Raw genomic sequence first — 12,274 nt, forward strand, 5'->3', positions numbered from 1 at the left:
GTGGCTGGGGTCCACATCGCTCGCTCCAAGATGGCCTGAACAACCCCTTGGAATCACGAGTGCCCCAGTCGCTCAACCCTTTCGGGACGGGCTCTAAGGCCGGATGGGTTTCGGTGCGTACACACCGGGACATCGTCGGTGAGGTCAAGACCGTTACCGGCTTGCAAACCGGCGGCTGGTGGTTCGTGTCTATCGCTGTCGAGCAGGAGATCAACGAAGCAGCCTTGAAGGCCGGGCCAACGGTCGGTATCGACCTTGCCGTCGTGAACGCGATTGCGACAAGCGGCGGCGAGATGTTCGACTTGCCGCGTGTGAGCGCGCAGGAATAGCGGCAGCTCGCTGCCGCTCAGAAGACGATCGCTCGCCGCAGAAAGGGCTGACGCAATCGCTTCAGGGCGATCCTGCGTCTCCGCCGCATCCAGGCGCGCCATGCGCACCGCAGGGCTGACGCAAAGCACCAGACGACGAGCCGCTTGGTGCGGTGATCACGCTGTGATCATCATGGAGGACCTGAAGGTCCGGAACATGATGGCCTCGGCAAAAGGAACGGTCGATGAGCCCGGCTCGAAGATTGCCTAAAAGCCGGGCTAAACCTTTCGATCCTCGACATGGCGCCGGGCGAGACCCGCCGGCAGCTCGAGTACAAGATGCAGCGTGCCGGCGGTCAGCTCATCGTGGTGCCGGCGCCTTACACCTCGCAGCAGTGTTCCTGCTGCGGGGGGACGACACAGGAAAACCGATTTATCGGGAGATCGGTTCTCCTGTGTCTCCTACGGCTTCGCCGCCTGCGCAGACGTCAACGCTGCGCGGAACATCCTCGCCAAGGGTCTATCGACCCTTGGCGGAAGCGGAGGACATCCGGGGATGGCCTGTGAATCGAGCTTCGCTGGAAGCCGGAAGCCGGAACTCAGGCCGGCGACGGTCGGAAGGCAGCTCCTTCAGGGGTAGTTGTAGTCACAACCGGATAAAGGTCTTGGCAGGAGGGGCTTCGAGGCGATCTCCGAGGCGGCTAAACTGGAACCTTGAACTGCGAACGGAGCGGACCTTAGGCCGCTCCGCTTCATGACCAACGTAGACCCTAGGGTGCCCGCCCGTGTGAGAACCGACAAGGCGGATTGCACCCCTCTGACGGTCACTCCTGGCAGCGTGGAACGTTCGTATGAAGCGCTCCAGCTGGACCGCAGGAGCTGAAAGGACAAGCGCAGGGCCCGCAAGATAGAGCCTAGTCGGGAGATCTGCGATACGGGCACCGGTCTTACTCCTCGAGGGTCCGAGAGGGCCATTCCGCTTGCGGGACAAAGTGCCCCTGCGATTGTGTTAGGCAGGACCGCAGAGTATGGAGGCGAGCGTGTTAGTGGTGGGGCTTGCCGGGGTGCGGCCTGTTAACGGGGGAACCTATGGTACGACGCGTTCTCGTTACTGGCGGCGCAGGTTTTATCGGTAGTGCCGTTTGCAGGCATCTCATCGCGTCAGGCAATCATGTCCTGAATGTCGACAAACTCACCTATGCCGGCAATCTCGCGTCACTGAGCGCTATCGACAATGCGCCGGGCTACCAGTTCGCCCAGGCCGATATTTGTGATCAAGCTTCGGTATCAGAGGCGATCAACCAGTTCCGGCCCGACCACATCATGCATCTTGCAGCCGAAAGCCACGTCGATCGCTCCATCGTCGGGGCCCGCGAGTTCATCGACACCAATATCGTGGGAACTTTCGCAATTCTGGAGGCTGCGCGGGCCTATTGGCTCGCCTTACCCAGCGAACGACGGGACGCCTTCCGCTTTCTTCACGTTTCCACGGACGAGGTTTATGGCTCCTTGGGGCCGGACGGGCTCTTCACCGAGGAAACCCGATATGATCCGAGCTCGCCTTATTCGGCATCCAAGGCGGCGGCCGATCACCTCGTGACAGCCTGGGTCAGGACCTATGGCTTCCCGGCTGTCATATCCAACTGCTCCAACAATTACGGCCCCTTCCACTTCCCGGAAAAGCTGATCCCTCTCGTCATCCTCAACGCGATGCACGAGAAGCCCCTGCCCGTTTACGGGAAAGGAGACAATATCCGTGATTGGCTCTACGTCGAGGATCATGCCAAGGCCCTGGACCTGATCGTCTCCAAAGGGCGCATTGGCGAGAAGTACAATGTCGGGGGCCGGAATGAGCGCCAAAACATCGAGGTTGTGCGCCGTATCTGCGACCTTCTCGACAGGCTGCGGCCACGAGCGGGCTCCTATCACGAGCTCATCACCTTCGTCACCGACCGCCCGGGCCACGATCATCGTTACGCGATCGATGCGACGAAACTTGAAACCGAGCTCGGTTGGAAGGCGGAGGAGAACTTCGATACCGGGATCGAGAAAACGGTCCGCTGGTACATCGAGAATGAGTGGTGGTGGCGGCCGCTTCGCGAGCGCGTTTACAAGGGTGAACGCCTGGGTCTCCTGAAAACGACGGATTGATCGCGATGCGTCTCCTCGTTACCGGCCGGGAAGGCCAGGTGGTCCGATCTCTGCTGAGGCTGAGAGCCACGCAATCTGACATCCAGGTCCATGCGGTGGGCCGTCCTGAACTCGATCTGGCACAGGACCGTGACCTCGTCGGGATTTTTGAGCCGCTCAAGCCGGACGTCATCGTGAACGCTGCAGCGTACACAGCTGTCGACCAGGCTGAGAGCGACACTGACCTCGCCTTCAGGGTCAATGGCCGTGGTGCAGGCCTTGTGGCGCGAGCGGCCCGTCAACTCGGTATTCCGGTCATTCAAATTTCCACAGACTACGTGTTCCCGGGAGACGGAGTGCGTCCTTATCTCGAGTCTGACCCGGTTAGCCCGGTGAGCGCCTATGGTGCCTCGAAGCTTGCGGGTGAACGCGAAACGGCGCAGGAAAACCCGAACCATGCCGTGCTGCGCACGGCCTGGGTCTATGCTCCTGAAGGCAAGAATTTCGTCAGGACAATGCTGCGGCTCGCAAAATCGCGGGAAGAGGTGGGCGTGGTCGCGGATCAGGTGGGGAACCCGACCAGTGCTGACGACATTGCAGCGGCCGTCGCTGCTGTCGCCATCAATCTGAAAGCCAACCCCCACGACCCAGCCTTGCGCGGGATTTTTCATATGACCTCACAGGGGGAAACGACCTGGGCCGGTTTTGCAGATACCATTTTTAGAGAATCCGCAGCGAGAGGCGGCCCAAGCGCTCGGGTCAAGGGGATCGCAACGAGCGACTATCCGACGCCAGCCAAGCGGCCGGCGAACTCCAGGCTGGATTGCAGCAAGCTGAGGAACGCCCACGGGGTGGTTCTGCCGTCGTGGAATGACGGGCTGGCGCGTTGCATCAACGCTATCAGTATGACGGGAGAGTGGTAAATCATGAAGGGCATTATTCTCGCGGGCGGGAGCGGCACACGCCTGCATCCCATTACTCTTGCTGTGTCGAAGCAGCTTGTGCCTGTCTATGACAAGCCGATGATCTACTATCCGCTCTCGGTGCTGATGTTGGCCGGTATCAGGGAAATCCTGATCATCTCAACGCCCCATGATCTTCCCTCGTTCCGTCGCCTTCTCGGCACCGGCGAGGGCTGGGGGGTGAAGTTCTCCTACGCAGAACAGGCTGTCCCTAACGGGCTCGCTCAGGCGTTCGTCATTGGCGAGGAGTTCCTCGCAGGCGACCGGGCAACGCTCGTCCTCGGTGACAATATCTTCTACGGCGCTGGCCTCGGCGAGCTGCTCGATGCGGCCGTTGCACAAGAGAATGGTGCAACCGTCTTCGCCTATCACGTGGAAGATCCAGAGCGTTATGGCGTGGTCGAGTTCGCTGGCCACGGCCGCGCGATTTCAATCGAGGAGAAACCTGCCAAGCCTCGTTCAAGCTGGGCGGTGACCGGCCTTTACGTTTATGACAACACCGTGGTGGAGGTTGCCAAGGCCGTGAAGCCCTCGGCCCGCGGCGAATACGAGATTACCGACGTCAACCGGCATTATCTCGAAAACGGCAATCTGCACGTCCAGAAGATGGGACGCGGTTATGCCTGGCTCGACACGGGAACTCCGGATTCTCTTACGGACGCGTCGAACTTCGTTCGCACCATCGAGCGGCGCCAGGGCATGCGCATCTGCTGCCCCGAGGAGATCGCCTTCGAAAAGGGGTTCATCGACGCTGATCAGCTGCGCAGGCTGGCTGAGCCGCTCATCAAGGGACCCTACGGCCGCTATCTGCTCAAGGTCATCGACGAAGGCCGGTGAGGACACCCTCCATGAAGATCGAAACATTTGCCATTCCAGGGCCGCTCTTGGTTCAGCCGACAAAAATTGGCGACCACCGTGGCTTCTTCTCGGAGACGTTCCGCGCCGACCGTTTCGAGGAAGCTGCCGGACCAATCAGGTTTGTCCAGGACAACCAGTCTTTGTCAGCCACCAAGGGGACGATCCGAGGCCTTCACTACCAGAAGGAGCCTCGAGCGCAGGGAAAGCTCGTGAGGGTGACGCGCGGAGCCATTCTCGACGTCGCGGTCGATATCCGCACGGGGTCGCCCACCTACGGACAATGCGTGGCCGTCGAACTCACTGCGGACAACTGGCAGCAGCTCTGGATTCCCCCTGGGTTCCTGCACGGCTTTGCGACGCTGACGAATGATTGCGAGGTGCTTTACAAGGTGACGGATTACTACAGTCGCGAGCACGATGCAGGCGTCCGGTGGAATGACCCGGCAATCGGCGTTCCATGGCCCTTCTCCGAGGAGACAGCAGTCCTTTCGGAGAAGGACAAGACCGCGCCATTCCTGAGTGAAATCGGATCACCGTTCCGCTTCTGATCGCCGCGCCATTCTTCCATCAAGCTCTGATGCCTCCCGGGGACCTGGCAGGCAATCACAGTCTTCGCCGACACGAGGCTCAGCCCGCATGTTCCCGAAGCCGCTCGCCAGCCTGAAGCCGAACACTGCTGCCTATGAATCCCTGCCCATGGTGAAGCCCACCGGCTTCCGCGAGTACGATGCGCGGTGGTTCTTCGGCGAGGAACTGAACCTCATGGGCGTGCAGGCCGTGGGCATGGGCCTCGGCACGCTGATCGGCCGCATGGGCGTGAAGCGCGAGATCGTCGTCGGCCATGATTTCCGCGGCTATTCCGCCTCCATCAAGATGGCGCTGGTCACCGGCCTGATGGCCGCCGGCTGCAAGGTGCGCGACATCGGTCTCGCCATGTCGCCCATGGCCTATTTCGCGCAGTTCGAGCTCGACGTGCCCTGCGTCGCCATGGTCACCGCCAGCCACAACGACAATGGCTGGACCGGCGTGAAGATGGGCGCCCAGCGCCCCGTCACCTTCGGTCCCGACGAGATGGGCGCCTTGAAGAAGATCGTGCTGGAGGCTGATTTCGACCTCGTCGGCGGCGGCTCCTACCTCTTCGTCGAGGATTTCGCCCAGCGCTACATCCGCGATCTCACCAACCGTCCCAAGGTCACCCGCAAGCTGCGCGTCATCGCCGCCTGCGGCAACGGCACGGCCGGCGCCTTCGCGCCGCAGATCCTCGAGAAGCTCGGCGTCGAGGTGATCCCGCTTGATGCGGAGCTCGACCATTCCTTCCCGCGCTACAATCCGAACCCCGAAGACATGAAGATGCTTCACGCCATGTCCGATGCCGTGAAGGAGCATGGGGCGGACGTGGCGCTGGGCTTCGACGGTGACGGCGACCGCTGCGGTGTCGTCGACAACCACGGCGAGGAGATTTTCGCCGACAAGATCGGCGTGATGCTCGCCCGCGACCTCTGCAAGGTGCACGGCCCCTCGCAATTCGTGGTCGACGTGAAGTCCACCGGCCTGTTCGACGCCGACCCCGAGCTGAAGCGCCTCGGCGCCAAGACCGACTACTGGAAGACCGGCCACTCCTACATCAAGCGCCGGGTCCGCGACCTCAACGCCCTCGCCGGCTTCGAAAAGTCCGGCCACTTCTTCTTCAACGCGCCGGTCGGCCGCGGCTATGACGACGGCCTCGTCACGGCCATCGCCGTGATCGACATGCTCGACCGCAATCCGACCAAGTCCATGGCCGAGCTCTATGTCGAAGTGCCGAAGACCTGGGGCTCGCCGACCATGGCGCCGAAATGCGCCGATGAGGTGAAGTACGAGGTGGTCGATCGCGTGGTGAAGCGGTTCGAGGCGATGAAGGCAGCGGGCGAGACCGTCGCCGGTTCGCCGATCACCTCGCTGGTCACCGTCAACGGTGTGCGCGTGGGCACGCCCGACGGCACCTGGGGTCTCGTCCGCGCCTCCTCGAACAAGCCCGAGCTCGTCGTGGTGGTGGAGAGCCCGGTCTCCGAGCAGCGCATGCGCGACATGTTCAAGGCCGTCGACACGGTCCTGCGCGAGAACCCCGAGGTCGGCGCCTACAATCAGACGATCTGAGCCTATAGGCGGCGCAAGAGCCAACGCTATCAGGTCTAAATCAAGCCGCAGCGAAATGACGGGAGCGCGCAAGGCCCTGGTGCGCATTCCGCTCAACGGGATCTGCGCCATGGCGTCTCACACCCTGATACGCCTGAGGTGCTCGAGCAGCCCCGCGGTCGAGGCGTCGAGCCCGGCGAGCTCCATCGTCTTTCCGGCCACCAGCGGCTCCAGCCGGGTCGCCAGCTCCTTGCCGAGTTCGACGCCCCACTGGTCGAAGGCGTTGATGCCGAGGACGGCGGCCATGACGAAGACCTTATGCTCGTAGAGCGCCACGATCATGCCGAGCGTGACGGGATCGAGCTTGCGGTAGAGGAAGGTCGTCGAGGGCCGGTCGCCGGTGAAGACCCGGTGCGGGGCGAGCTTTTCCGCCTCCGCCTTTGACAGCCCCTTGGCGATGAGCTGGTCGCGCGCCTCCTCGAAGGAACGGCCCTTCATCAGCGCCTGGCTCTGGGCGAGGCAATTGGCCACGAGGAGGTCATGGTGCTTGCGGCCGCGCTCATGCGGCGAGGCGGCGACAAGGAAATCGCAGGGCACGACCTCCGTGCCCTGGTGCAACAGCTGGAAGAAGGCGTGCTGGCCATTGGTACCGGGCTCGCCCCAGATGATCGGCCCGGTCGGGCGCGTCACGGCCTTGCCCTCCAGCGTCACGCCCTTGCCGAGGCTCTCCATGTCGAGCTGCTGGAGATGGGCGGGCAGCCTTGCGAGGCGCTGGTCATAGGGCAGGACGGCGTGGCTGGCATAGGACCAGACGTTGCGGTGCCAGAGGCCGAGGAGGCCCATGATCACCGGCATGTTCCGCTTCAGCGGGGCCGTGCGGAAATGCTGGTCGACCCGCTCGGCCCCCGCGAGGAAGGCGGTGAAATGGCGCGGCCCGACCGCGATCATCAGCGACAGGCCGACCGCCGACCAGACGGAGTAGCGGCCGCCGACCCAGTCCCAGAAGCGGAACATGCTGGCCTCGGCGATGCCGAAAGCATTGACCGCGGCGAGGTTGGTGGAGACGGCGGCGAAGTGGCGGCCGACCGCCTCCTCGCCCAGACCTTGCGCGATCCAGTTCCGCGCCGTCTGGGCATTGGTCATGGTCTCGACCGTGGTGAAGGTCTTGGATACCACCACGAAGAGGGTGCGGGCGGGGTCGAGGCCCTTCAGCGTATCGGCGATGTGGGCGCCGTCGACATTGGAAACGAAGCGCACGGCGAGGCCGCGCTTGCCATAGGGCTTCAGCGCCTCGGCGGCCATGGCGGGGCCGAGATCGGAGCCGCCGATGCCGATATTGACGATGGTGTTGAAGCGCTTGCCCGTCGCCCCGCGCAGGGCGCCGGAGCGCACCGCCTCGGCGAAGGCAAGGCAGCGTTCCCGCTCCGCCGCCACTTCCGGCATGACGTCGCGGCCATCGGTGAGGATGGGCGTGCCGGAGAGGTTGCGCAGCGCCACGTGCAGCACGGCGCGGTCCTCGGTGGTGTTGATGCGCTGGCCTGCGAACATGGCGTCGCGCTTCTCTTCCAGCCGCGCCGCGCGGGCGAGATCGACGAGCAGGCGCATGGTCGTGGCGGTCACCCGCGTCTTCGACCAGTCCATCAGCAGGGATCCCAGCTTCAGCGAGAACTTCTGGAAGCGCCTGGGATCCTTGGCAAACAGGTCAACGATGGATGTTGCGTCTAACACACGGCGGTTGGTCTCGAGCACCTCCCAGACACGGGCAATAACTTCGGTGTCAGCATTCGAACTCATAAGGCGGCACGGCCTAGGTCAGCAACTGGGAGCCGATTCGGCCAATGTTGGGGACCCCACCGGACCACCATGATCAGCCAACGGATTAGCGGGCGTCGTATCATTGGGCACGGTCACTCGCCGCAGTCCGATCCAGCGCTCAAGAACAACGCAGTTAAGCGCCGAACAGCTACCTCGAGTGCAATCTACGACCGTGATGTTCCTCCAATCGGGTCGAAGCCTTGATGCTGTCCTTCTCGGAAGGAGCCGCTCTTGCCTGCACTGGGAGCGCGACGGCGGGCTTATCCTTCCGGATCGGGGGCTCGGACACCGGATCAATCAAGTCATTTCGCTCCATACCGAAGGCCTCCAGGAGGTCGAGTGCACGGTCAATCTGCGCCTCGGTATGGGCCGCCGACACGAACATGCGAAGACGCGGCAAATCCTTCGGGACTGCGAGCTGCACGATGGGCGGCGCGTAGATGCCGTTATCGAGCAGCATACGGTAGGCATCGAGGGCGTTCTCACGGGACGTGAAGTGGACCGGGATGATCGCAAACCCCCCTGCAAGGCCCGTGCGGAGCCCACGACGACGGGCACCGGACAGGAAGTAGCGGGAGTTGTGCTGGAGCTGGGCGACACGCTCGGGCTCGCTGTCGAGGATCTCGAGCGCCGCCGTCGCGGCAGCGGCAACGGGGGGCGGCAAGCCCACACTGTAGACATAGCCAGGCAGCGTATGGCGGAGCCACTCGATCACGGCACGGCTGGCGCCGATAAAGCCCCCGCAGGTGCCAAAGGTCTTTGAAAGCGTGCCCATCGTGAGATCGATTTCGTCGCGATCGATCCCGAAATGCTCGACAATGCCCCTGCCCGTCTTGCCGAGGACACCAAGGGAATGAGCCTCGTCGACATAGAGCCAGGTGTTGTAGCGCTTTTTCAGGGCAACGACGCGCGGAAGGTCCACGCAATCCCCGTCCATGCTGTAAAGACCCTCGCACACGATCATCGCACGCTTGTAGCTCGAACGATGCTCCTTCAGGAGCGCCTCGAGCGCATCCAGATCGTTATGCGGGAACTCAATGGCGGTCGCACGGGTGATCGACGTGCCTGCCATGATGCTGGAGTGGCTGAGGCTGTCGTAGATTAGAAGATCATTGTGGCCGAGGACATGGCCGATCAGTGACGCATTGGTGCCATAGCCGGAAACAAGCGCAAGGCAGGCTTCCGTGTCCATGAAACGGGCCAGGCCGTCCTCGAGCTCACGATGGAAGCTACGCTCTCCGCCCACGACGCGCGATGCGCCGACGCCAAAGCCAAAATGGCGGATGGTTCTTATCGCCCGCTCAGCGACATACGCTTCGTCGGCCACACCGATGTAGTCGTAATTGGCGAAGCTAACGAATTCTTTGCCGGAAGCCGCGCAAGTCGCGCGAAACTCGTCAACCACGGTATTGTAGGGCGAATCCGACCGAATGACCGAACCGATCTCAAATGTCAGTCGACGTGACGCATAAGACGACAAGCTGGCATCGATCATTGACACCTCCACGAAACTGGTGCAGCGCACACACTCATTCAACGGCAATGCACAATATCCCATGTAGCGCATGAGCGGCGAACTCGGCTAGCGAAAACCGGTTCGGCATCAACCCGCGACACGTTCACTGTTGCATCAGAACCACAAACTGGCAGCAATTTCCTTGCCAGAAGACCATGGCCGGCAAAAGATTGTTTGGGCGGGTCTGCGTCATTGAAGGTCAGCAACTGACGCGACAACGCCCGCGGCGCGACGCACGCTAGCCGCATATGAAAGAGTTATCCGACCCATCGAATGGACAGAATTCTGTGCGGCCTTGCGAATGCCGGCATGAGCGCAGCGCCGAAATCAATCCCCTATTTTCGATTGTTCGCAAAGCTTTGTGCACAGGCCGGAAGCTTTTTTGCGCAAAACAAGCGCTGCGCCTCGCCGTGGTGTCTTAGCATTGATATGATCTACGGGCTACGGTTCCGTCATCGATTGGAAGAGAAATTGATTTCGCTCCGTGTCCTGGCGCGCATAGGGTTCTTCGCCTATATCGCGAAATACACAGCGCTCACCCACAGACCCTCGTATTTCTCCGAAAGCTACCTGACTTGGCAAACGCAGCTCCTCTTGCACCGATCCCGTTCATTGATCTCGCCGCTCAGAGGCGTAGATTGGGAGAGTCGTTAGATTTCTCGATAATGAAAGTTGTGAACCATGGCGCCTACATCATGGGACCAGAAGTATTTGAACTGGAAAACGCACTTTCCGAATTCTGTGGTGCAAGCCATTCGATCTCTTGCTCCTCGGGCACCGACGCACTTGCGCTGATCCTCATGGCCAAGGGCGTGAAGCCGGGCGATGCCGTGCTCTGCCCCGCCTTTACCTTCGCTGCAACGGCCGAGGTCGTTGCTTGGCTCGGCGCGAGCCCCGTTTTCATCGATGTGAAGGCTGACACATTCAACATCGATCCTGTTTCGCTCGCCCAAGGCCTCGCCACTGCGAAGGCCGCCGGCCTCCGCCCCGTGGGTGTCATCGCTGTCGACCTCTTCGGTCAAGCGGCCGACTACAACGCCATCGAGCCCTTCTGCGCTGAGCATAGCCTTTGGTTGCTGGACGATGCCGCCCAGTCCTTTGGGGGTACCTACAAGGGCCGGAAGATCGGCACGATCGGCATGGCCACCGCTACGTCGTTCTTCCCCGCTAAACCGCTCGGTTGCTACGGCGACGGCGGCGCGATCTTCACGGATGACCCGGACTTGGCGGACATCATCCGCTCGCTGCGCGTCCACGGCCAGAACAACAACGACAAGTATGATAACCAGCGGATTGGTATGACCGGCCGAATGGATACGATCCAGGCCGCCGTACTCATCGAGAAACTGAAAGTCTTCGAGGACGAGATCGCCGCACGCAATACCATAGCGGACCGCTACAACGCAGCGCTCGCGGATGTAGTTGACGTTCCCCGGATCCAAGAAAGCATTGTGTCTGTCTGGGCGCAGTACACAATCTGCCTTCGCGGACGCGACAGGCAGGCATTCGCCGCGTCGCTAAAAGCCCAAGGAGTGCCTACCGCAATCTACTATCCCCGACCGCTGCATAAACAAACGGCCTATCGCCATTATCCCGTCGCTGGCAACGGGTTACCTGTTTCGGATAGCCTTGCGGAGAAGGTCATCAGTTTGCCGATGCATCCCTATCTCGATGCTGCCCTGCAGGACCGCATCATCGAAAGCGTCCGTGCTTCGCTAGCTTGATCGCAGCACGCATTTGCCGGCACATTCATTACCGCGCTCAAATTCGCTAGGGTTATGCTCGATGAGCTCCTCGCCCGCCACGCAGCCCGGAAGTCGACCGCCGGGTAGCATGAAGGAGATCGGGCTGCGTTCGGTGTCAGTTACGGGGCGAATCGTCGTCGTCCGCCTCCCGCGCGATTAGGAGATGACTTGGCCCTTATACCCCTTTCCGGAAGCCAAGCGGTGTATCTTAGCAGTGGAACTGTGGATAAGGACCGACCCCGATAGGCTGACCAACCAGGCGAGCGCCTCGAACATCGCAATCCGGACGCCCTTGCGCGCCAGCGCGTGTAGCGAGTGCTCAGCGTTTTGCGCGGGCCACCCTAGGCCGGCGCGTCGATCCACCTACAGCCGAACTCCAGAACTTGCACAATGTCATTGATCACGCTGCGCTTGTCGACGCTGGCCTTGCCCCATGTGTCGGTCGGCACATGCGGCTCGATCCGGCGAAACTGCTCATCAGTAACCAGAAAAGATCGCGATTTAGCGGCCTTCTTTCGGGAAGCCCTGGATCGCAGCGCTTCGCCTATGGCGACCATTATGTGGGTTCGGACAGTAGTTGAGTTCGTGATGCATTAACGAAGCCATCGGCGATTATTGCGTCGATGCTCATCTCCTGAGTGCCAATTTTCTCTGCCCTTTTCCCGCTTGAGGGCTAAAGGCGTTCAATGTAGAGGCTGCATAGTGGCGATGTCTTGTGGCCAAGGCCGCTCACGGCACTGGCTGCCCCTTGGGCATTACACGGGATTAGCAGTCGTTGCGGCGGCCCCTCGAACGACGGCGATAAGCGCTATTCCGCCTCGCGCG

Annotated in this window: 10 protein-coding genes and 1 pseudogene; 8 read left to right on the forward strand and 3 right to left on the reverse strand. The window is 61.6% G+C overall.

Annotated elements, in window-relative coordinates:
* The 7 genes and pseudogenes from C8P69_RS14435 to C8P69_RS14465 all read left to right on the forward strand — a co-directional run.
* Window positions 1–329: pseudogene (locus C8P69_RS14435) on the forward strand (hypothetical protein); the annotation flags it as partial.
* A gap of 279 nt (window positions 330–608) precedes the next feature.
* Window positions 609–875, forward strand: a complete 267-nt coding sequence (locus tag C8P69_RS24570) for a zinc ribbon domain-containing protein (RefSeq protein WP_211353831.1) — start codon at window positions 609–611, stop codon at window positions 873–875.
* Window positions 876–1,397: 522 nt separating this feature from the next.
* Entirely contained in the window at window positions 1,398–2,459 is a 1,062-nt protein-coding gene (rfbB, locus tag C8P69_RS14445) for a dTDP-glucose 4,6-dehydratase (protein ID WP_108178141.1), read from the forward strand.
* Window positions 2,460–2,464: 5 nt separating this feature from the next.
* Window positions 2,465–3,361, forward strand: a complete 897-nt coding sequence (rfbD, locus tag C8P69_RS14450) for a dTDP-4-dehydrorhamnose reductase (protein WP_108178142.1) — start codon at window positions 2,465–2,467, stop codon at window positions 3,359–3,361.
* Between the two features lie 3 nt (window positions 3,362–3,364).
* Entirely contained in the window at window positions 3,365–4,237 is an 873-nt protein-coding gene (gene rfbA, locus C8P69_RS14455; RefSeq protein WP_108178143.1) for a glucose-1-phosphate thymidylyltransferase RfbA, read from the forward strand.
* 11 nt (window positions 4,238–4,248) lie between these two features.
* Window positions 4,249–4,806: a dTDP-4-dehydrorhamnose 3,5-epimerase gene (rfbC, locus tag C8P69_RS14460; RefSeq protein ID WP_108178144.1), complete on the forward strand. Its 558-nt coding sequence runs from the start codon at window positions 4,249–4,251 to the stop codon at window positions 4,804–4,806.
* An 88-nt stretch (window positions 4,807–4,894) separates the two neighbouring features.
* Window positions 4,895–6,394, forward strand: coding sequence for a phosphomannomutase/phosphoglucomutase (locus tag C8P69_RS14465; protein ID WP_108178145.1), 1,500 nt, complete (start codon window positions 4,895–4,897; stop codon window positions 6,392–6,394).
* 117 nt (window positions 6,395–6,511) lie between these two features.
* Here C8P69_RS14465 and pgi read toward each other — a convergent pair whose 3' ends face one another.
* Complete coding sequence (gene pgi / locus C8P69_RS14470) at window positions 6,512–8,167, reverse strand: glucose-6-phosphate isomerase (protein WP_108178146.1); 1,656 nt, start codon at window positions 8,165–8,167, stop codon at window positions 6,512–6,514.
* A 169-nt stretch (window positions 8,168–8,336) separates the two neighbouring features.
* Window positions 8,337–9,683, reverse strand: coding sequence for an aminotransferase class I/II-fold pyridoxal phosphate-dependent enzyme (locus C8P69_RS14475; protein ID WP_170118248.1), 1,347 nt, complete (start codon window positions 9,681–9,683; stop codon window positions 8,337–8,339).
* A gap of 686 nt (window positions 9,684–10,369) precedes the next feature.
* On the opposite strand from C8P69_RS14475, the gene C8P69_RS14480 reads away from it, so the two are divergent.
* Window positions 10,370–11,428 (forward strand): DegT/DnrJ/EryC1/StrS family aminotransferase, encoded by a 1,059-nt coding sequence (locus C8P69_RS14480; RefSeq protein WP_108178148.1) that lies wholly within the window; start codon window positions 10,370–10,372, stop codon window positions 11,426–11,428.
* Between the two features lie 362 nt (window positions 11,429–11,790).
* On the opposite strand, the gene C8P69_RS14485 is transcribed toward C8P69_RS14480, so the two are convergent.
* A complete protein-coding gene (locus tag C8P69_RS14485; protein WP_108178149.1) occupies window positions 11,791–12,006 on the reverse strand; it encodes a transposase in 216 nt (71 codons plus the stop codon).
* Window positions 12,007–12,274 lie beyond the last annotated feature (268 nt).

The organism is Phreatobacter oligotrophus (assembly GCF_003046185.1).
Classification (GTDB): domain Bacteria; phylum Pseudomonadota; class Alphaproteobacteria; order Rhizobiales; family Phreatobacteraceae; genus Phreatobacter; species Phreatobacter oligotrophus.

Bases quoted from the DNA above. Each gene is read 5' to 3' on its own strand.
- C8P69_RS24570 (WP_211353831.1), top strand. From the start codon at position 609: ATGGCGCCGGGCGAGACCCGCCGGCAGCTCGAGTACAAGATGCAGCGT.
- rfbB (WP_108178141.1), top strand. From the start codon at position 1,398: ATGGTACGACGCGTTCTCGTTACTGGCGGCGCAGGTTTTATCGGTAGT.
- rfbD (WP_108178142.1), top strand. From the start codon at position 2,465: ATGCGTCTCCTCGTTACCGGCCGGGAAGGCCAGGTGGTCCGATCTCTG.
- rfbA (WP_108178143.1), top strand. From the start codon at position 3,365: ATGAAGGGCATTATTCTCGCGGGCGGGAGCGGCACACGCCTGCATCCC.
- rfbC (WP_108178144.1), top strand. From the start codon at position 4,249: ATGAAGATCGAAACATTTGCCATTCCAGGGCCGCTCTTGGTTCAGCCG.
- C8P69_RS14465 (WP_108178145.1), top strand. From the start codon at position 4,895: ATGTTCCCGAAGCCGCTCGCCAGCCTGAAGCCGAACACTGCTGCCTAT.
- pgi (WP_108178146.1), bottom strand. From the start codon at position 8,167: ATGAGTTCGAATGCTGACACCGAAGTTATTGCCCGTGTCTGGGAGGTG.
- C8P69_RS14475 (WP_170118248.1), bottom strand. From the start codon at position 9,683: ATGATCGATGCCAGCTTGTCGTCTTATGCGTCACGTCGACTGACATTT.
- C8P69_RS14480 (WP_108178148.1), top strand. From the start codon at position 10,370: ATGAAAGTTGTGAACCATGGCGCCTACATCATGGGACCAGAAGTATTT.
- C8P69_RS14485 (WP_108178149.1), bottom strand. From the start codon at position 12,006: ATGGTCGCCATAGGCGAAGCGCTGCGATCCAGGGCTTCCCGAAAGAAG.